Genomic DNA, 19,674 nt, shown 5'->3' on the forward strand with positions numbered 1-19,674 from the left:
TCTGAGTGTGAAGCCCTTGGGCTCACACAGGCAGTCAGCTTAACCCGCCTGACAGGCCGCCAGCAGCCGTTTTACCGGTGCGGCAAGGCCCACGCTGGCAGGCCGCTGTATGTTATACCAGAGTAAAGGCGCCCCTTCCATGACCGCATCTGCGTCACTGGGTCGCACCAGCACCGGCGTTATATCCAGATGAAAGTGACTGAAGGTATGTCGCAGCGGCGCCAGTACCCGAGCGCTGTCGAGGTCCAGCGCAAGGCCGGTTTCACGTTCAGCATCGCGCAGATCCGCTGCCTGGGGCAAACTCCAGAGACCGCCCCATAGGCCGCTTGGCGGGCGTTGCTGCAGCAGTATTTCACCGGCGTCGTTCTGCACCATCAGCATCAGCGTCTGGCGCACCGGCAGCACCTTTTTCGGCCTTGGCATCGGCAGCTCACCGGTGCGCCCCTGGGCATGGGCCGCACAATCGCTCTGCAGCGGACAGCGCCCGCAGGCAGGCTTGCTGCGGCTGCACAGGGTCGCCCCCAGGTCCATCATGGCCTGGGTATAGTCCGCCACGCGCTGCCAGGGTGTATTGCGCTCGGCATAGACCCAGAGTTCCTGCATCACCGCGGTACTGCCCGTCCAGCCGTCCAGGGCATAAAAGCGTGCCAGCACCCGCTTGACGTTGCCATCCAGAATGGCGGCGCGCTTGCCGGTCGAGATCGACAGAATGGCACCTGCGGTGGAACGGCCGATGCCCGGCAGCGCCTCCAGCCCCTCAACAGTCTGGGGAAAGCAGCCGCCGAACTCGCGGGCGACAATGCCCGCTGTCTTGTGCAGGTTGCGGGCCCGGGCGTAATAACCCAGGCCCGTCCAGAGGTGCAGTACCTCGTCCTGATCCGCCGCTGCCAGCGTTTCTACATCGGGGAATCGGGCAATAAAACGCTCGAAATAGGGAATCACCGTTGCAACCTGCGTCTGCTGCAACATGATTTCCGAAATCCAGGTGTGGTAGCTGCTTTTATCCGCCTGCCAAGGCAAATCATGGCGGCCATGCTGGTCAAACCAGTCGAGGACCGCCGTGTAGAATTGCTCGCTTGTCATCAGTTGCCAAAGAGCCCCTTGAGTAGCTGCTTGGCATCATCGCCCAGCTTTTCCTGAATGCTTTCCTTAACCTTTTCTTCCACCTTCTGCTGCACATCCTGCTTCAGACGTGCCTTGAGCAGATCCTTGAACACGCTCAGATCGGGGCGGCACAGCTGTGCCGGCTCTGTATCGAAGGAGCCCTTGCAGTTCACCGGCCATTCAACGCCCTGGATCTTGTTATTGACCGAACAACTCTGCTTGAACAGATTCTCCTGAATCGTCAGACCCAGACGGTAATCAATCAGTGCCTTGGGCAGATCCACCGAGCCGCTGCCCTTGAGGCCTATGGCATCCAGCGACGCCTGCAGATCCTCATTGCTCACCACGCCATTACGCATAATGAAACTACCGCCCAGATTGGCAAAGGGCGTGGAGCCATCAACCTGCTCGGCATTAACACCCAGACTGGCAAGGTTGTTGAAGCCCTGGCAGACGGTTTGTGCCATGTCGATACCGCTGATGGTGCCATCTGCCACGTTAAACTTGGCAGTACCGTTGAGGCTGTTGACGATGGCATGAACAGAGCGACCCTGGGCACTGACTTCAGCCTGGCTGCTCAGGGTGCCGGTCATGGCGGGTTTTTCTTCGGTGTTGAGGGCCTGCAGCAGGTCACCTATCTGCAGACCACTGACCGTTTTGCTCGATTTGAGCTTCACCGGCGTATTCCGTACATCCAGCACTGCGCTGTTGCGTACCGTGCCGCCAAACAGGTTGGCATTGATGCGCGACGCATTGATCAGGCCGTTGCGGGCATTAACGGCCAGATCAACATTGCTCAGCTCCATGCCGGACAGCTGCAGCGTCTGCAGCTTGAACTGGGCATCCACTAGCAGCGCTCGCAAGGGTTCAACCGGAATGACCTCTTCTTTGGAGTAGCGCTCACCGGTGGCGGCCTTTCCAGCCGACGCGGCTTGAGCACCCTCTGCGCTCTCGCTCTGAGGGGGCAGGTAACGATCGGCGTTGAGGGCTCCACCATTCAGATCCAGACTGATGCCACCATCGGCCAGACTGTAAGCCAGGGCGCCACTGAAGTGGGTGTCATCCAGCGTCAGGGTCAGCGGTTTGAGACTGACCTGGCTCGTCGAGCCACCCAGCACGGCGCTCAGAGACAGCTTGGTCAGCGCCTTGTCATCCTGCATGGCGGGCAGCGGCTGACCGAGCAGTTCAAGCAGGCTGCGCGGATTGAATTCGGCCAGCTTGAGCTCGCCGCCGAGCGCCGGCTCGGCAAAATCCTGCAGCGACAGTGAGCCACTGGCTTTAAGGCTGGCAAGACTCAGGTTCAGATTGTCGATACGGGCCAGCTGTGCGACCAGGTCGGCGGATACATCACCGCTAAGTTTAATCTCCACCGGCTTGTCACCGAGCTCGGTCAGACGCAGTTGCACGCTGCTGTCCAGGCCGCGCAGGCGATACTGCTGCGTCAGCGGGTCGAGCTGAACCTCGGCCTTGAGGCTGGCATCGGCGCTCAGTGTAGGCGCGGCGTCACCGGCGGATTGATCCAGTTTGAAGCTCAGATCGAGCGGGAAGTATTCGCCCTGGCGGATACGGCCAGACGTCAGTGCCAGTTCCTGCAGCTGCACCCGTGTGCCGGCTTTGAGGTCAGCGTAAACGATACGGCCATTACTGACGGCAATGCTCTCTATATCCAGTGAAAGATCCGCGCTGCCATCTGTAGCTTCGCCTGCATCACCGCGGCCTTCGGCCTGCGTCTTATCCGCGCCGGGAAGGGACCAGTTGTTGCTGCCATCAGCGGCCTGTACCAGATTAAGATCCAGCCCCTGGACCATAATGCTGCTCATTTCGACCTGGCTGGACAGCAGCGGCAGCAATTTCACCGATACATGCGCCTGCGCCAGGCTTGCCAGCGCCGGCTGCTGCGGATACTGCAGCTTGACCTGGCTGATCTCCAGCCCCAGCCACGGGAATACCGACCAGCCGATATCGCCGTCTATGCTCAGCTCCAGCCCGGCTTTATCAAGCGCCAGCTGCTCAATATCGGCCTTGTAATCGTTGGGTTCAAAAAAAACGCCGAGCAGAATCCCTGCTGTCGCAATCAGGATGACCACCAGCCCTACCAGGCCCAGTACCAGTTTCGTCAAGCCTTTCATGGCTGCCTCCATTCATATATCAGTGCGCCAGCATAATAGGATCCCGTCAGGAAGCAACGTTTTAGCTTGCCAAACCTGGCTTCACCGGCCTTCTTAAGGATACCAGAAGCATCCGCCATGCCGGGTCGTGCGCCGCCCCTGAGTTAGTTGTATAATCGCCGCCTTGATCAAGCTATCTGGAGCCCCCCATGGCAGAGCGTACCGCCACGGTCACCCGCAATACACTGGAGACGAAAATCACCGTCTCAGTCAATCTCGACGGCAGTGGCAAACTGAATGCTGATACCGGGGTTCCGTTCCTCGAACACATGCTCGACCAGATCGCCCGTCACGGCCTGCTGGATCTGGATATTCACTGTGTCGGTGACATCCATATCGATGACCATCACACCGTCGAAGATATAGGTATCACCCTGGGTCAGGCGGTCGCCAAGGCCGTGGGCGACAAGAAGGGCATCATGCGCTATGGCCACGCCTATGTGCCGCTGGATGAAGCCCTGTCCCGTGTGACTATCGATTTCTCCGGCCGCCCCGGTCTGCACATGGACGTTGAGTTCACCCGCGCCTCCATTGGCCGACTCGACACCCAGCTGTTCTGGGAGTTCTTCCAGGGTTTCGTCAACCATGCCGGTGTCACCCTGCATATCGACAACCTGAAAGGCTTTAACGCCCACCACCAGGCTGAGACCATCTTCAAGGCCTTCGGCCGCGCGGTACGCTTTGCGCTGCAGATCGACCCACGTGCCGCCAATACGGTGCCCTCGACCAAGGGAAGCCTGTAAATGTCGAGTATTGCTGTTATCGATTACGGCATGGGTAACTTGCACTCCGTCGCCAAGGCGCTGGAGTTTGTACAGCCGGGTGTTGAGGTGCGGGTCACCGCCGATCCCGAGCTGATACGCAGCGCAGATCGGGTACTCTTGCCGGGCGTGGGCGCCATCCGTGACTGCATGGCGGAAATTCGCCGCCTGGGCGTCGACAGCGAAGTGGCCGAAGCCATTGCCTCCGGCAAGCCGTTTCTGGGCATCTGCGTCGGCTATCAGGCCCTAATGCAGCACTCGGAAGAAAATGGTGGCGTCGACTGCCTCGGCCAGTTCGATGGCCAGGTGCGTTTTTTCGGCGACAGCCTGAAAGACAGCGCCGGTGAAAAGCTCAAGGTGCCGCACATGGGCTGGAACTGCGTCGAGCAGACCGGCGACCATCCGCTCTGGGCCGAAATCGACAACGGCAGCCGTTTCTACTTCGTGCACAGCTACCATGTGCAGCTGGGCCAGCGCGATCAGGTTGCCGCCACCTGCGAATACGGCACGGCCTTTGATGTCGCCCTGCAGCACAAGAACGTGTTCGCCACCCAGTTTCACCCGGAGAAGAGCCAGAAAGCCGGGCTGCAGCTGCTGAAGAATTTCCTGAACTGGGACGGCAGCCTGTAGCCCACCCATTCTGAACGGCGGTGACGGCCAATGACACAGAGGCTGCCACCGGCATCAAACGATCAGCGAGACCATTATGCTTATTATCCCTGCGATTGATCTGAAAGACGGTAAATGCGTGCGCCTGCGTCAGGGCCGGATGGACGACTCCACCGTATTCTCCGACAACCCGGTAGAAATGGCGGCCAAATGGGTCGACGCCGGTTGCCGCAGGCTGCACCTGGTTGACCTGAACGGCGCTTTCGCCGGCACGCCGGTCAATGGCGAAATCGTTAGCGCCATCGCCAAGGCCTACCCGGACCTGCCGATCCAGATCGGCGGCGGCATTCGCAGCGCCGAAACCATCGAAGCCTACCTGGCGGCCGGCGTCGATTACGTCATCATCGGCACCAAGGCGGTGAAGGAGCCCGATTTCGTCACTGAAATGTGCAAGCGTTTCCCGGGCCACATTATCGTTGGCATCGACGCCCAGGACGGCTACGTGGCCACCGATGGCTGGGCCGAGATATCCAGCGTCAAGGCGATCGATCTGGCCAAGCGTTTTCGTGACGACGGTGTGTCGTCCATCGTTTACACCGATATCAGCCGTGACGGCATGATGCAGGGCGTCAACGTCGAAGCCACGGCGGAACTGGCCCGTGAATGCGGTATTCCGATTATCGCCTCCGGCGGCGTCACCGATATCAACGATATCCATGCACTGGCCGCTGTGGCGGATCAGGGCATTCTGGGAGCCATCACCGGACGCGCCATTTACGAAGGCACGCTGGACGTCGCCCAGGCCCAGCAGCTCTGCGACCAACTCGGCAACTGAAGGAAGTACCGCCATGGCATTGGCCAAACGTATCATTCCCTGTCTCGATGTCGAGCACGGCCGTGTCGTCAAGGGCGTGCAGTTCCTTGATATCCGCGACGCCGGTGATCCGGTCGAGATTGCCCGCAAGTACGACGAGCAGGGCGCCGACGAGATCACCTTTCTCGATATTACGGCCAGCCACGAAGGCCGTGACACTATGGTGCACACGGTCGAGAAAATGGCCTCCCAGGTGTTTATCCCTCTCACCGTCGGTGGCGGTATTCGTACCTGTGACGATATCCGCCGCATGCTCAATGCCGGCGCCGACAAGGTCTCCATCAACACCGCGGCGGTGTTCAACCCCGAGTTCGTGCGCGAAGCCGCACAGCGCTTTGGCTCGCAGTGCATAGTGGTCGCCATCGATGCCAAGAAGGTTTCGCTGCAGGGCGAGGTAGATCGCTGGGAAATTTTTACCCACGGCGGACGCAAGCCCACCGGGCTTGATGCGGTAGAGTGGTCACGCAAGATGGTGGAGTTTGGCGCCGGAGAAATCCTGCTGACCTCGATGGATCGCGACGGCACCAAGAACGGCTTTGACCTGGGTGTGACCCGCGCCATTTCTGAAGCGGTGCATGTGCCTGTTATCGCCTCCGGTGGCGTTGGCAACCTGGATCACCTGGTGGCCGGCTGCGTTGAAGGCAAGGCCGATGCGGTGCTGGCGGCATCCATTTTCCACTTCAACGAATACAGCATTCCCCAGGCCAAGGCCTATATGCGCGAGCGCGGTATCGAAGTACGCCTCTGACACCGCTCTTCCTGCGAGTGACACCGCCCGGTGTCGCTCGCCTTTCAGCTTACGGCTTACGGCTTACAGCCTCCTAGCCGACCTCGACCTCTCCCAGCCGCTCCAGCAGTTGCTCCAGCGCCATCGGGCGACCCAGCAGATAACCCTGGGCATGGGTGGCCTTCATTTCCCGCAGGACCTGTAACTGATATTCCGTTTCCACGCCTTCGGCGATGGACTGAATGCCCAGTGATTTGGACAGCGCCAGTATCGCCTCCACCACCGGACAGTAATTGCCAGGTACCTGGTTATTGATAAAGCTGCGATCAACTTTGAGACCGTCGATCGGCAGAGTAGTCAGATAGCTCAGGGACGAGTAGCCGGTACCGAAATCATCAATCAGCACACGCAGACCCGCGTGCTGCCAGTGTCGCAGCGTTTCGGCACACTTCTCGACATTGCGCATCATGGTGGTTTCGGTAATTTCGATACGCAGATTGCGCGGGGGCACCTTCTCACGCAACAGTATTTCAAGAATGCCGTCACGCAGCCGATCGGACTGCAGCGCCACCCCGGATACGTTCAGCGACAGTTTGAAGTCCGCCATCTGCGGCAGAATGTGCCTGTGCAGCGCCCTGCAGCTGCGCTCCATTACCCAGAGTGTCAGGGCTTCAATGCGATCAGAATCTTCGACGATGGGGATAAAGCGCCCGGGCGGCACCAAGCCGTGCTCAGGATGATTCCAGCGAATCAGCGCTTCCGCGCCACTGATTTGATTAGTCTGCAGGTCGTAAATAGGCTGAAATTCGAGAAACAGCTGCGATTCGCTGATCGCTTCGTCAATTCCCTGCAAGACCATTAGATGATCCTGCAGCTGTGTTGTCATGTCCTGGCGAAAGAAACAGTACTGGTGTCGCCCGGCGTGCTTGGCGGCATACATGGCAATATCTGCGTGGCGCATCATGTCCTGGGCCGTTTTACCATCGTCAGGGTAGAGGGTAACGCCAATACTGGCCGACACACTGAAGCGCTCCCCACCAAAGCTGACAGGCTCAGCAAAGAGATCGCTGACACGCTGGGCCAGGGTATCGGTGCAGGCGCTGTCACACAGCGGAAATACCAGGGTGAACTCATCCCCGCCCAAACGCGCGATCAGCGGTTTGGCACCACTGACCACCCCATCCAGTGAGGCATCAACCACCAGTTGCTGCAAGCGTGCCGCCACCACCTTGAGTACCTGATCACCAACATCGTGACCGGCACCATCATTGACCTGTTTGAAATGATCCAGGTCTATAAACATCATCGCCAGGGATTCACCCCGCTCCTCGCAGTCCAGCAGCATGCTTTCGAGCTCCTGCTGCAGCAGGCGTCTATTGGCCAGTCCGGTCAGGGGGTCGTGGAACGCCAGGCGCGACACTTCGGCGTGACTGCTCTGCACCCGCAGGCGCATCTGCTCCAGAGCATCGGCCAGCTCACCGACTTCATCTTCACGTTCCAGATTGAAGCGGACACGGTCATCATGGGCACGAAACTCCCGACTGCGTGCCGCCAGCTCCTTCAGCGGCCGCGTCAGGCAGCGACCCACCGCCACCGATAGCGACAGCGTAAACAGCACCAGCAGGACAAAACCAATCAGCAGTATCAGCTTCACCTCCTGCCGCAGACCTCCCAGCGTCTTGGTCAACTGCTGGGAAGCCTTGTCGATATCAGTCTGGGCTGCGCTGTAGGACATAGAGAAACGCACTGCACCCTGAATGGCAGAGCCTGATTTGATAGGGTAAACCACATGCAGATACTGCCCCAGCGGGCGCGCACCGGGCTTGAAATGATTCCCCAGCCCGGCAGGCACACGAGCTCCCAGGGGCTCGCCATAGGACAGCAAGTCAGTGGTACCATCGTGGAGAATGCGCCTGTCCATATCGTAGACATAGATGTAGCCGATTTCGGCACGGTCCATAAGCTGCGACAGTATGCCCTGAATTTCGCTGAAGTCCTGCAGGTACAGGGGATCCGACAGACCATTGGCCAGTGTCTCGCCAAGCAGCAGGGCATCGCGGCTGACCTGACGCACGATACTGGCCTCGATCGCGTCCTGCCCGACGCTACTGACGCGGTTGTAGACCCCTTGCAGAACATAGAGTGAAAACACCAGCAGTGCACTGCTGGCGCCAAAGGTGATCAGCATCAAAATGGCGCCGTAGCGGGTAGCGATGGAGCGGCGCAGCAGGCCTACCACGCGCGACTACTTTGATAGATGTCATTCAGCAATTGCATATCATCCGGCAGTATCGGCTCAAAGCCGGTCGTGTGTTCGTAACGCGCCAGCACATCGGGGGCGCTTTCTGGCGTCATGCGCTGTAACAGATATTGCAACGCAGTCATAAGTTCGGGCTCCAGTGTGGCGGATACCAGCTCCAGTGCCCGCGGGTAGGAAGCTGAGCGAAAAATGATGCGTAATTCATCTCGCAGCGCCGCCGGCACCCGGGCCGGGTTTTCCCAGTCATTGTTATTCAGCGCACCGGCAACAATGAGCGACTTGTGTACCCAGTGTGCGTTGTTGCGCTCGTTACGACTGAAAATATAGTTGACGCGCCCAGGTACTGGCGACTGATGCATATCCAGCATCGGACTCAGCGCCATCCCCTGATTTTCCAGCAACTGCCGGGGCAGATAATAACTGCTGAAGGAGTCGGCGTGCTCAAAGGTAATAGTCCGGCCCACCAGGTCAGCAAGACTGTACACCGGTGAGTCCGCCCGGGTGTAGATAATCGCCTGATAGTCCCGCTGACCGTTTTTCCACTTGCGCAACAACAGCCGGGCACCCGCCTCGTGCACCAAACGAGCTGCGGTATAAGGGGTTTCGCTGACCCAATCTACTTCGCCTCGGCGCATCGCCGCCGCCAGATCGGCGGCCTGCGGATAGAGCCGCACCTCGGCAGAGGTGATACCCAGGGGAGCCAGCTGCAGGGCGGCGTACTCCGCCATCGGGCGCAGTTGTTCGTAGTCCTTGCCAGGTTTTTCACTCACCTGCCCGAGCACCAGCACTCGGGCTTCGGCCCCGGAGCACAGTGCCAGCCCCAGCAGTAAGGGTATCAGTCGTGACAGCATCTTATTCTTCGCATTGTACGATTGACCGGAAGGTCAAAGTACTTGAATTTATTGAAAAATAAAAGGCTTTAGCACAGCTTAAAGACATCACCCCGCCGCCACAGACCGCCGTATTTAGTCCTGCACAGGGCGTCTAAACCCCCATGGCAGAGCACCAGAACCCCGCGCGCGGTTCCCGCCAACCGGTGCTCGGCGTATCATTGGCTTAACCCTGTTGCAGCCGCCAGGGGCCAACCCGTTTTGGCATCTGTTATCCGGCTGTCACACAAACGCGATCTAATCATTGATCAGACAAGAGGTAGTTTCCCGTGGCCTTTAACGACAGCCAGCGCATGTACCCGCAAACCCGCCTGCGACGCATGCGTGCTGACAGCTTTTCGCGCCGCCTGATGTGCGAGAACCAGCTGACACCGAATGACCTTATCTACCCGGTGTTTGTCATCGAGGGCAAGGATCAAACCGAAACGATTGCCTCCATGCCCGGTATCGAGCGCATGACCATCGACCGCCTTGTGAAGGATGCCCGCGAGGTACAAGCCCTCGGCATTCCCGCCATAGCCCTGTTTCCCGTCACTCCGGCCAGCGCCAAATCCGAGCTGGCCGAGGAATCCTGGAACCCGGATGGCCTGGCCCAGCGCGCAGTCCGTGCGGTAAAGGATGCCTGCCCGGACCTGGGGATTATCACCGATGTAGCCCTGGACCCCTTCACCACCCACGGCCAGGACGGCATCATTGATGCCAACGGCTATGTGCTGAATGACCGTACTGTTGAAACCCTGGTGCGCCAGGCGCTGTCCCACGCCGACGCCGGCGCCGATATAGTGGCACCGAGTGATATGATGGACGGCCGCATTGTTGCCATCCGTGACATGCTGGAAGCCGAGAATCACGTCAACACCCGTATCATGGCCTATTCCGCCAAGTACGCGAGTGCCTACTACGGCCCCTTCCGTGATGCCGTGGGCTCAGCGGCAAATCTGGGCAAGAGCAACAAGTTCAGCTATCAGATGGATCCGGCCAACAGTGACGAAGCACTGCACGAAGTCGCCATGGATCTGGCGGAAGGCGCCGATATGGTGATGGTCAAGCCCGGCATGCCCTACCTCGATATAGTGCGCAGAGTGAAAGAAGAGCTCAAGGCGCCGACCTTCGTCTATCAGGTCAGCGGCGAGTACGCCATGCACATGGCCGCCTTCCAGAACGGCTGGCTGGACGAGCGCTCGGTCACGCTTGAATCCCTGCTGGCATTCAAGCGCGCCGGTGCCGACGGCGTGCTTACCTATTTTGCCAAGCGCGCTGCGCGGGCACTCAACGAATAAAAGGGCCGGCGCACACCCGGGCACAGGCCTGCGACTATCAGGAGCACAGGGAATGAATACTCAGATCGCAGAAACGACCGCTGAAGCCAGCATAGCACCGGTGGTCATTGAGCAGGCCGAGATTGAAGCCGCAGAGGCGGCTCAGGCCCTGCTGGAGAGCCGCGAGAGCCTGCCCATAACGGAACCGGTGGAACAGACACCGCTGGATCTAAAGGCACCAGAGCTTTACATCAATCAGGAACTCAGCCATCTGCAGTTCAACGTGCGGGTCCTCGAGCAGTCGCTGGATCCCAGTTATCCACTGCTTGAACGGCTGATGTTCCTGCTGATTTTTTCCAGCAACCTGGACGAATTCTTCGAAATTCGCGTCGCCGAGCAGCTGCGCCAGCTCAAATATGGCCGTGAAGCCGTTGGACCCGATGCCATGCATCCGCAGAAGATGCTCGAGCGCATCAGCGAAATCTGCGACATCAACGTCACCCGCCAGTACAAGATTCTCAACGAGACCATATTCCCGGAAATGGCCCAGCAGGGCATTCGTTTCGTGCGCCGCGGCGACTGGAGCGACGAACAGCGCGCCTGGGTAAAGGACTGGTTCGAACAGAATGTGGTGCCGGTTATCAGCCCCATCGGGCTTGATCCCTCGCATCCGTTCCCGCGCCTGGTTAACAAGAGCCTGAATTTTATCGTCCAGCTCGATGGCAAGGATGCCTTCGGCCGCGAAACTGGCCTGGCCATTATCCCGGCACCGCGCTCACTGCCGCGCCTGGTGCGCCTGCCCGACGAACTCTGCGAGGGCGGTGACAACCTGATCTTCCTGTCGTCTATGATCCACGAATTCGCCGAAGACCTCTTCCCCGGCATGAAGGTCGAGGGCTGCTATCAGTTCCGCATTACCCGCAACGCTGATTTGACCTTCGATTTCGAGGAAATCGAAGACCTGGCCCGCACCCTCAAGGGTGAACTGCACTCGCGCAAATATGGCGACGCGGTGCGGCTGGAAATCGACAACCGCACACCGGACAGGTACATCCACTTCCTGCAGCAGGAATTCACCATCAGCGACAGCCAGGTGTACCGTGTCGATGGCCCGGTGAACCTGACCCGCCTGATGGCGGTGCGCGACATGGTGGAACGCGCCGATCTGCGCTGGAAGCCGTTTTCACCCGGCATTCCGAACAAGCTCAAGGACGAGAAGACGGTCTTTGAAAGCCTGACCGCGAGTGAACAGCTGCTGTTGCACCCCTGGCAGTCGTTCTCGCCGGTAGTCGACCTGCTGCGCCAGGCCGCCAAGGACCCCAAGGTGCTGGCCATCAAGCAAACGCTGTACCGTACCGGCGTCAAGTCCGACATCGTCAATGCCCTGGTGGAGGCTGCGCGCAACGGCAAGGAAGTCACAGTGGTGATCGAGCTGCGCGCCCGCTTTGACGAGGAGAGCAACCTCAACCTGGCCAGCCGTCTGCAGGAAGCCGGCTGCCTGGTGGTGTACGGCGTGGTGGGCTACAAGTGCCACGCCAAGCTGATGCTGATTGTGCGCCAGGAAGGCACCCGACTGGTGCGCTATTGCCACCTGGGGACCGGCAACTACCACTCCGGCACCGCACGGCTCTATACCGACTACAGCTTTATGACCGCCGATCAGGAAATGTGCGAAGACGTGCACAAGGTGTTCCAGCAACTCACCGGCATGGGCAAGATCCAGCGCCTGAAAAAGCTCTATAACGCGCCCTTTACCCTGCACGCAAAAATGCTTGAACTCATCCAGCGTGAAATCAAGCATGCCCGCGCCGGCAAACCTGCGCGCATTATCGTCAAGGTCAATGGTCTTACCGAACCCAAGCTGATCCGGGGCCTGTACGAGGCTTCCCAGGCCGGCGTGCAAGTCGATCTGGTCATACGCGGCAGCTGCCGCCTGCGCCCCGGTATCGAGGGTATTTCGGACAATATCCGGGTGATATCGATTGTCGGCCGCTTCCTTGAACATACCAGGGTGTACTACTTCGAGAACGCCGATCACAAACCCGAGGTGTTCTGCGCCAGCGCCGACTGGATGGAACGCAACATGCTGCACCGGGTTGAAACCGGCTTCCAACTGTCCGGCAAGCATGCCGAGCGCATCAAGCGTGAGCTCGACTACTATCTGCGCGACAACACCCATAGCTGGGTGCTGGCGTCTGATGGCAGCTATACCCTGCGCCAACCCGCCGAAGATGAAGAAGCCTTTAGCGCCCAGCAGCAGTTGCTCAACGATTACGCTAGCTAGGCATCAGCCAGCACCCACCTGTGCGGCCCTGAATCCCAGGTCCGCTCCCCGTCGCAGTGCCAATTCGGCGCCGCGGCTTCCCTCCAGCGGCCGCCGCCGTTACACTTCCTGTTCAAGCCGTCAGCTCCTTCCCGACGCTGCCGGTGGCAATAATTTGCCTTTTGCCAATTTTTGCGGACAATAGCGGCCTTTTCCCGGCCGCAACACGCCGGGCAACAGGAAGATGTGGCGCCAACAGACACATCACCGGGGTGGTCACGCAGAGATCCTGCCTGAACCCGCCTTAATTTCAGGCGATAACGGAATCTACAAGATGCCCCAAGCTCAAACTGCACTTGAACTGGTCGACCTACACAAGTCCTATGGCGACCTGGCAGTCTTAAAGGGAATCTCTCTCAAGGCCAATGATGGCGATGTAATTTCGATTCTGGGCTCCAGTGGCTCCGGCAAGAGCACCCTGCTGCGCTGCATTAACCTGCTGGAAAGACCCAATGCCGGACGTATTCTCGTCGCCGGCGAAGAATTGGTACTCAAGCCCGCCAAAGACGGTTACCTCGACGCCGCCAGCCGACCACAGTTGGAATCCATGCGCTCGCGCATCGGTTTTGTGTTCCAGAGCTTCAACCTCTGGCCCCACAAGACGATTCTGGACAACATCATCGAAGCTCCCATGCGCGTGCTGAAACAGCCCCGCGCCCAGGCCGTGGCCCGCGCCGAAGAGCTGCTGGCGCGCGTCGGCCTGGCGGACAAGCGCAATGCCTACCCCGGCAACCTGTCCGGCGGCCAGCAACAGCGCATTGCCATTGCCCGTGCCCTGGCCATGGACCCGCAGGTATTGCTGTTTGATGAGCCCACCTCAGCACTGGATCCGGAACTGGTCAACGAAGTACTCAGCGTAATGCACTCACTGGCGGACGAAGGCAGGACCATGCTGATCGTTACCCACGAGATGCGCTTCGCACGCGAAGTCTCGAGCCAGGTTGTATTCCTGCACCAGGGACAGATCGAAGAAATAGGCTCACCGGAACAGGTGTTCGATAATCCCAAATCCGAACGGGTACGGGATTTTATGTCGAGCCACCTGTCCTGAAACACGGGCCGACAAGCGGCCTACAATAAGAAAGCCCATCAGCAAGAGAGTCGACCTCCATGAATCTGCGCAAACTCATTGTGACCCTGAGCCTCGTAGCCGGCACGGCCCTGGCCGCCAGCGCCGCCCAGGCTGAAAAGATCCGCATCGCCACCGAAGGCGCTTACGCCCCCTTCAACATGATCGACGCCAATGGCGACCTCAAGGGATTCGACGTCGATATTGCCCATGCGCTCTGCGCGCAAATGAAGGCCGATTGCGAACTGGTGGCACAGGACTGGGATGGCATTATTCCCGGCCTGCTGACACGCAAGTACGATGCGATCGTCGCCTCCATGTCCATCACTGAAGAGCGCCTGCGAGTAGTGGACTTCACCGAACGCTACTACTCCAACGTACTGTCCTTCGCCGCGGCCAGGGACAGCGACTTCAAGACCGACAAAGACAGCCTTAAAGGCAAGGTTATAGGCGCTCAGCGTGCGACCATCGCAGGCCTCTACCTGGAGGACAACCTCGCCGACACCGTAGAAGTGAAGCTCTACGACACCCAGGATAATGCCTACCTTGACCTGGCCGCCGGCCGTCTGGATGGCCTGCTGTCCGACAAGTTCCCGGCCTACGACTGGCTGCGCAGCGAGGAAGGACAGAGCTTCGAGTTCAAGGGCGCCGATATCGACATTGACGACAAGATCGGCATTGCCGTACGCAAGGGCGACCCGCTGAAAGATAAATTTAACGCTGCGATCAAGGCCATTGTGGACAATGGTACCTATGCGAAGATCAACGCTGAGTACTTCCCGTTCTCGATCTATTGATCTGCCAGGGTGGGGCGCTCGCTGAGCGCCCCACCTGCATCCTCTTCTGTCACAGGACACTTCACTAATGGATCTTCAGGGTTTCGGTCATCTATTGCTTTCCGGCGCCTGGGTCACAGTGAAGCTGGCCCTGACGAGCCTTGCCTTCGGCCTGTTGTTTGGCCTGATAGGTGCAGCGGCAAAGCTGTCGAACTTTCGACTCGCCCGTATTCTGGGCACCCTCTATACCACCCTGGTGCGCGGCATTCCGGAACTGCTGCTGGTACTGAGTATCTACTTTGGCGGCTCCATGCTGCTGATGTGGCTGGCGAGCTTCTTCGGCTACACAGACTATATCGAGATCAGCGCCTTTGCCGCCGGTGTTGCGGCGCTGTCAATTGCCTTTGGTGCCTATGCCACCGAAGTATTCCGCGCCGCCCTGATAGAGCTGCCCAAGGGGCAGTGGGAATCGGCCTACGCCCTGGGCATGTCGCGCCCGCAGACCTTCTTTCGCATTATCCTCCCCCAGGTCTGGCGCCTGGCGCTGCCGGGCCTTGGCAACCTGTTCCAGGTGCTGCTAAAGGATACCGCACTGGTGTCCGTCGTCGGCCTTGATGAGCTGATGCGCCAGGCCTATGTGGCATCAGGTTCGACCAAGGAGCCGTTTACCTTTTATATGGCAGCGGCCTTTATCTATCTGGGCCTCACCGCCATTGCCACCGCCTCCACCATGCTGATGGAGCGCGCCAGCAACCCCGTCTCCCGCGGATCACGGGCATGAATCAGCCATACACCCGTATTAACATGCAAGAGGTTCCCCGATGAGCTGGGACTGGAGCGTCATACTGAAATACCTGCCCAGACTGCTGGAAGGCACCTGGCTGACGCTGGAACTGGTGGCCATCTCGGGTCTGATCGGTATCGCTCTGGCGGTGCCGCTGGCACTGATGCGGGTATCGAACAGCCCCTGGGTGCGGGCCTTTCCCTTCGCCTATATTTTCTTTTTTCGCGGCACGCCCCTGCTGGTACAGATATTCCTGATTTACTACGGCGCCTCGCAGTTTGAAGCCGTCAAGCAGTCGGTGTTCTGGGAGGTTCTGAAGCAGCCGTACTGGTGCGCCATCATCGCCTTTTCGATGAACACCGCCGCCTACAGCGCAGAGCTGATTCGCGGCGCCATTCAGGCCATTCCCAAGGGTGAAATCGAAGCCGCCGAGGCCCTGGGCATGAGCAAGCCCACGCAGATACGCCGCATAGTACTGCCACGGGCCTTTGGCATAGTACTGCCAGCCTACGGCAACGAGCTGATCCTGATGCTCAAGGGCAGCTCTCTGGCCTCCACCATCACGCTGCTCGACCTCACTGGCATGGCCCGCACCATCATCGCCCGTACCTATACGCCGCTGGAAATATTCCTCGCCGCCGGCGTCATCTACCTGCTGATCAGCGGTGTCTTTATCGGCTGTTTCCGGCTGCTGGAAAAACGCCTTAACCGCTACCAGCACTACCGCCACCAGGTACCGGTGGAACTGACCAAGATAGACCCCCGCCTGCAGGACTGATTAGAGGGAAACATCGACACTGCAGGATGGGTGAAACCAACCGCAGCGACTGCTCGCGCAATCGGCTCGTACCTGAATTAAAGGCGGTGTGACCCATCAAGCGGGTATCAGTCAGCACGCGCCACCCGGCAACCCTGATGGGTTGCGTAGCCTGCCTTGCAATACTCTTTTTATTGCATGGATTTACGCCACTTAAGCCATTCTGCATCCTGCGAAACGCCGCTCCAGCATCAAGAGAACCAAAAAAAGCCCGCACAGGGCGGGCAAAGGACTACTTACGACTCACTTGCGGGCATGCAGACAACTGTTTTCACAGCCGCTGCATGCCCGAATCAGGACAATACTCAGGCGACAGACTGCTCCAGCACCTGACCACAGCGGTCCAGCCACTGCTGGCGCTCGGACGTGAAATCTCCCGCCAGCACGAAACCGCGCAGGGTGCCACAGGCCTGTACGAAGAAGGCACGCATGCCGTTCTCCAGCGTTTCCACCTGCCATTTACCCTCGATATCCGCCGCCGGTGGCAGCAGCGTCAGGGGCAGGGCGGGCGTCTTCACTATCACCGGCATCAGCGGGTACTGTGCCATGGTCGGGCGCCCCAGCAGGGTGTCCGCCAGCGCCCGCATGCCGTAGTTGATCGGTGCTATATAGGGCAGCAGCTGGCCGTTGATCTCGGCACAGTCACCCAGGGCAAAGATGTCCGGCGCACTGGTGCGCATGCCGCCATTGATAACGATGCCGCGGTTAACCTTGATGCCGGCCGCTTCCGCCAGCGCCATGCGCGGACGCAGACCCACCGCCGAAATCACCAGGTCAGACTCAAGTTCGGTGCCATCGCGCAACTGCAGACGATAACTGTCACCCTCGCGCTCAATACGCTCAACGGTATTTTCCAGATACCAGCTCACACCCTGTGCTGACAGCCGCTGTTGCAGCTGCTCGCCCAGGGCCTGCGGCATCAGCCGATCCATGGGCCAGGCGGTGAGACCCACCACATCAACGCTGTAACCGGCGCCGGCCAGATCATTGGCAAACTCGCAGCCAATCAGACCGTTGCCGATGATGGTGACACGCTTGCAACCGTCCAGCTGGTCACGCATCAGGCGGTAATCCTGCAGATCATTCACACTCAGCACGTCCGCTGCCCCCGTACCAGGGATCGGCAAACGAATCGGCTCGGCACCCAGGGCCATGACCAGCTTGCTGTACTGCAACTCACCCATATCGGTTTGAAGCAGGTGTTTCTGTACATCAATACTCTTTACGCGGCAGCGCGTATAAATGCGGATATTCAGACGCGCTTCTATCTGCAGCGGTGTTTCACTGACCAGATCCGTCGCCGATTTTTCACGTGCCAGCGCGTTGGACAGCGCAGGCTTGGAGTAGTGGTGGCCATCATCCGTGGTAAACAGCACTATCGGTTTTTCCGGGCTGCGCTGGCGCAGCGCCTCGGCCATACCGTAACCGGCGTAGCCGCTGCCGATAATCACTACAGGCGGCTCATTGCTGATCACCGCAGCCGCAATCGCATCCGCCGGTTTCGCGCTCGCCGTAATTTCGATCATCTCGAAATCCGCCTTGCCGACGCCGCAGTCCGGGCAGATCCAGTCTTCGGGTACGTCTTCCCAGCGGGTACCGGCGAGGATGCCGTCCGACGGCCAGCCCCTGGATTCGTCGTAAATCAGTCCACAGATGATGCACAGCCACTTTTTCATTCTTTAGTCCTCTTGTCCGCCCGCGGCATTAACAAGCTGCAGGTCCGGTGCCACTGGAGCCGGGCGCAATGCACCGGCCTCAGCAGGCGCCTTTTATTATTTAACGTGCGACGCGAATCGCCACGTTCTTGGTGCGCACATAGCTGTACAGCGCTTCCTGGCCCTTCTCGCGACCATAGCCCGACAGGCCATTGCCACCGAAGGGTGTCTCTATACCGCCGGCAAACCATTCGTTAACGAACACCTGACCGGCATCCAGCGCACGGGAGGCACGCAGGGCACGACTGATGTCCTGGGTGAAAACGCCTGCGACCAGTCCGTAGTCGGTGTTGTTCGCCAGTGCGTAAGCCTCTTCTTCAGTATCAAAGGGGGTGATCGCCACGACCGGACCAAAGACTTCGTCGCCAAACAGGCGCATGTCGGTGGTCACATCGGCGAATACCGTCGGCTGTACGAAAGCTCCCGGCAGACCGGCTGCCGCCGCGCCGCCACACACCAAACGGGCACCGTCCTCGATTGCCTGCTGGCAGATTTCCAGAATGCCGTCACGCTGGCCCATGGAGACCACCGGCGTCACGTCCGGGTTGTCCTTGCCGGCACCGATGCTCAGGCTGGAGGCCAGCTCCGACACACGGGCCACCACCTCGTCATAGATATCGCGCTGCACCAGCAGGCGGGACATGGCCGAGCAAACCTGACCTGCATTGAAGAAGATGCCCCAGCGCACACTGCTGACCAGCTGATCCAGATCCGCATCCGGGAACACCACAGCCGCAGACTTGCCACCGAGTTCCATTACGCAGGGCACGGCGTTTTCAGCGGCAGAACGCATGATGGCGCGCCCGGTCGGTACTGAACCGGTGAACACGACCTGGTTGGTTTCCTTGTGCGCCACCAGGGCAGCACCGATTTCACGCCCTGGGCCCGCCAGAATGCTCAGCGCGCCTTTCGGGAGCCCCGCCCGTTCGCAGGCCGTGGCCAGTACGGTAATCGCCAGCGGCGACAGCTCGGGGGACTTGACGATCACGGCATTGCCGGCTGCCAGCGCCGGTGCCAGGGAGCGGGCACAGATAGATACCGGGAAGTTCCAGGGCACGATCTGCACTGAAATACCCTGGGGCTCATAGCTGGTGAAATCGACGTAGTCTTCACCCAGCGGGATGGACTTGCCTTCGATCTTGTCCGCCATGCCGGCGTAGTATTCGAAATACCGCGCCGCTTCGCTGACTTCGTCGCGGGCATCGTTGATCGACTTGCCGTTCTCGCGCGATGCCAGTACCGCCGCATCGTCTACCAGGGCGCGAATTTCGGCGCCAATACGGTACATGAGTTCGGCACGCTGGGCCGGACGCTGACGCGTCAGGCGACCTTCGCGCACGCATTCACGCGCCGCTGTAATGGCGCGCTCGGCGTCGTCCAGGGTGGCGCTGGCGATGGTGGCGAAAACTTCATTGGTGGACGGATCGCGCACTTCAATGGCGCTATCGCTATCGACCCAGTCGCCGGCGATAAAGTTGAGCCAGTGGTTGGTGTTGGAATTCAGCATGGGAAAGCTACCCGTGAGTCTTGTGACAGAA

16 protein-coding genes are annotated in these 19,674 nt (G+C 59.5%); 10 read left to right on the forward strand and 6 right to left on the reverse strand.

Annotated features, from left to right (window positions below; all coding sequences use genetic code 11):
• Positions 1 to 39: 39 nt before the first annotated feature.
• Together mutY and MPRO_RS02985 are read right to left on the reverse strand one after the other, a co-directional pair.
• On the reverse strand, positions 40 to 1,083 hold the full coding sequence (gene mutY / locus MPRO_RS02980; RefSeq protein ID WP_067286745.1) for an A/G-specific adenine glycosylase: 1,044 nt from the start codon (positions 1,081 to 1,083) through the stop codon (positions 40 to 42).
• Positions 1,083 to 3,233, reverse strand: coding sequence for an AsmA family protein (locus tag MPRO_RS02985; protein ID WP_067286748.1), 2,151 nt, complete (start codon positions 3,231 to 3,233; stop codon positions 1,083 to 1,085). The genes mutY and MPRO_RS02985 overlap by 1 nt, the downstream gene beginning before the upstream one ends.
• Before the next feature lie 188 nt (positions 3,234 to 3,421).
• Here MPRO_RS02985 and hisB point away from each other — a divergent pair, with 188 nt between their 5' ends.
• The 4 genes from hisB to hisF all read left to right on the forward strand — a co-directional run bounded on the left by hisB (position 3,422) and on the right by hisF (position 6,264).
• Entirely contained in the window at positions 3,422 to 4,015 is a 594-nt protein-coding gene (gene hisB, locus MPRO_RS02990) for an imidazoleglycerol-phosphate dehydratase HisB (RefSeq protein ID WP_067286751.1), read from the forward strand.
• Positions 4,016 to 4,663: an imidazole glycerol phosphate synthase subunit HisH gene (hisH, locus tag MPRO_RS02995; protein WP_067286755.1), complete on the forward strand. Its 648-nt coding sequence runs from the start codon at positions 4,016 to 4,018 to the stop codon at positions 4,661 to 4,663.
• A gap of 76 nt (positions 4,664 to 4,739) precedes the next feature.
• Positions 4,740 to 5,477: a 1-(5-phosphoribosyl)-5-[(5-phosphoribosylamino)methylideneamino]imidazole-4-carboxamide isomerase gene (gene hisA / locus MPRO_RS03000; protein ID WP_067286758.1), complete on the forward strand. Its 738-nt coding sequence runs from the start codon at positions 4,740 to 4,742 to the stop codon at positions 5,475 to 5,477.
• 13 nt (positions 5,478 to 5,490) lie between these two features.
• A complete protein-coding gene (gene hisF, locus MPRO_RS03005; protein WP_067286763.1) occupies positions 5,491 to 6,264 on the forward strand; it encodes an imidazole glycerol phosphate synthase subunit HisF in 774 nt (257 codons plus the stop codon).
• A gap of 73 nt (positions 6,265 to 6,337) precedes the next feature.
• Here hisF and MPRO_RS03010 read toward each other — a convergent pair whose 3' ends face one another.
• Complete coding sequence (locus tag MPRO_RS03010; RefSeq protein ID WP_067286766.1) at positions 6,338 to 8,482, reverse strand: putative bifunctional diguanylate cyclase/phosphodiesterase; 2,145 nt, start codon at positions 8,480 to 8,482, stop codon at positions 6,338 to 6,340.
• A complete protein-coding gene (locus tag MPRO_RS03015; protein ID WP_067286770.1) occupies positions 8,476 to 9,354 on the reverse strand; it encodes a phosphate/phosphite/phosphonate ABC transporter substrate-binding protein in 879 nt (292 codons plus the stop codon). Before MPRO_RS03015 ends, MPRO_RS03010 begins: the two co-directional genes overlap by 7 nt.
• A 308-nt stretch (positions 9,355 to 9,662) precedes the next feature.
• On the opposite strand from MPRO_RS03015, the gene hemB reads away from it, so the two are divergent.
• The 6 genes from hemB (at position 9,663) to MPRO_RS03045 (ending at position 16,382) form a co-directional block, all read left to right on the forward strand.
• Positions 9,663 to 10,673: a porphobilinogen synthase gene (hemB, locus tag MPRO_RS03020; protein ID WP_067286774.1), complete on the forward strand. Its 1,011-nt coding sequence runs from the start codon at positions 9,663 to 9,665 to the stop codon at positions 10,671 to 10,673.
• 52 nt (positions 10,674 to 10,725) lie between these two features.
• Positions 10,726 to 12,936 (forward strand): polyphosphate kinase 1, encoded by a 2,211-nt coding sequence (ppk1, locus tag MPRO_RS03025; protein WP_067286776.1) that lies wholly within the window; start codon positions 10,726 to 10,728, stop codon positions 12,934 to 12,936.
• A 313-nt stretch (positions 12,937 to 13,249) separates the two neighbouring features.
• On the forward strand, positions 13,250 to 14,026 hold the full coding sequence (locus tag MPRO_RS03030; RefSeq protein WP_067286779.1) for an ABC transporter ATP-binding protein: 777 nt from the start codon (positions 13,250 to 13,252) through the stop codon (positions 14,024 to 14,026).
• A 59-nt stretch (positions 14,027 to 14,085) separates the two neighbouring features.
• Complete coding sequence (locus MPRO_RS03035) at positions 14,086 to 14,841, forward strand: ABC transporter substrate-binding protein (protein WP_067286782.1); 756 nt, start codon at positions 14,086 to 14,088, stop codon at positions 14,839 to 14,841.
• Positions 14,842 to 14,908: 67 nt separating this feature from the next.
• Positions 14,909 to 15,601, forward strand: a complete 693-nt coding sequence (locus MPRO_RS03040; RefSeq protein ID WP_067286785.1) for an ABC transporter permease — start codon at positions 14,909 to 14,911, stop codon at positions 15,599 to 15,601.
• Between the two features lie 40 nt (positions 15,602 to 15,641).
• Entirely contained in the window at positions 15,642 to 16,382 is a 741-nt protein-coding gene (locus MPRO_RS03045) for an ABC transporter permease (RefSeq protein ID WP_067286788.1), read from the forward strand.
• A gap of 344 nt (positions 16,383 to 16,726) precedes the next feature.
• Here the strand turns inward: MPRO_RS03045 and MPRO_RS03050 are convergent, their stop codons facing one another.
• Positions 16,727 to 18,097: an FAD-dependent oxidoreductase gene (locus MPRO_RS03050; RefSeq protein WP_067286792.1), complete on the reverse strand. Its 1,371-nt coding sequence runs from the start codon at positions 18,095 to 18,097 to the stop codon at positions 16,727 to 16,729.
• Positions 18,098 to 18,197: 100 nt separating this feature from the next.
• The gene (locus MPRO_RS03055) at positions 18,198 to 19,643 is read right to left on the reverse strand and encodes an aldehyde dehydrogenase family protein (protein ID WP_067286795.1); all 1,446 of its coding nucleotides are present in this window, start codon (positions 19,641 to 19,643) and stop codon (positions 18,198 to 18,200) included.
• Positions 19,644 to 19,674 lie beyond the last annotated feature (31 nt).

Source organism: Marinobacterium profundum, assembly GCF_001528745.1.
Classification (GTDB): domain Bacteria; phylum Pseudomonadota; class Gammaproteobacteria; order Pseudomonadales; family Balneatricaceae; genus Marinobacterium_A; species Marinobacterium_A profundum.

Excerpts from the sequence above, each read along its gene's own strand:
- MPRO_RS03040 (WP_067286785.1), top strand. The coding sequence starts at position 14,909 with ATGGATCTTCAGGGTTTCGGTCATCTATTGCTTTCCGGCGCCTGGGTC.
- MPRO_RS02985 (WP_067286748.1), bottom strand. The coding sequence starts at position 3,233 with ATGAAAGGCTTGACGAAACTGGTACTGGGCCTGGTAGGGCTGGTGGTC.
- hisA (WP_067286758.1), top strand. The coding sequence starts at position 4,740 with ATGCTTATTATCCCTGCGATTGATCTGAAAGACGGTAAATGCGTGCGC.
- MPRO_RS03035 (WP_067286782.1), top strand. The coding sequence starts at position 14,086 with ATGAATCTGCGCAAACTCATTGTGACCCTGAGCCTCGTAGCCGGCACG.
- mutY (WP_067286745.1), bottom strand. The coding sequence starts at position 1,083 with ATGACAAGCGAGCAATTCTACACGGCGGTCCTCGACTGGTTTGACCAG.
- hisB (WP_067286751.1), top strand. The coding sequence starts at position 3,422 with ATGGCAGAGCGTACCGCCACGGTCACCCGCAATACACTGGAGACGAAA.
- MPRO_RS03015 (WP_067286770.1), bottom strand. The coding sequence starts at position 9,354 with ATGCTGTCACGACTGATACCCTTACTGCTGGGGCTGGCACTGTGCTCC.
- hisH (WP_067286755.1), top strand. The coding sequence starts at position 4,016 with ATGTCGAGTATTGCTGTTATCGATTACGGCATGGGTAACTTGCACTCC.
- MPRO_RS03045 (WP_067286788.1), top strand. The coding sequence starts at position 15,642 with ATGAGCTGGGACTGGAGCGTCATACTGAAATACCTGCCCAGACTGCTG.
- MPRO_RS03055 (WP_067286795.1), bottom strand. The coding sequence starts at position 19,643 with ATGCTGAATTCCAACACCAACCACTGGCTCAACTTTATCGCCGGCGAC.
- MPRO_RS03050 (WP_067286792.1), bottom strand. The coding sequence starts at position 18,097 with ATGAAAAAGTGGCTGTGCATCATCTGTGGACTGATTTACGACGAATCC.
- hisF (WP_067286763.1), top strand. The coding sequence starts at position 5,491 with ATGGCATTGGCCAAACGTATCATTCCCTGTCTCGATGTCGAGCACGGC.
- ppk1 (WP_067286776.1), top strand. The coding sequence starts at position 10,726 with ATGAATACTCAGATCGCAGAAACGACCGCTGAAGCCAGCATAGCACCG.
- MPRO_RS03030 (WP_067286779.1), top strand. The coding sequence starts at position 13,250 with ATGCCCCAAGCTCAAACTGCACTTGAACTGGTCGACCTACACAAGTCC.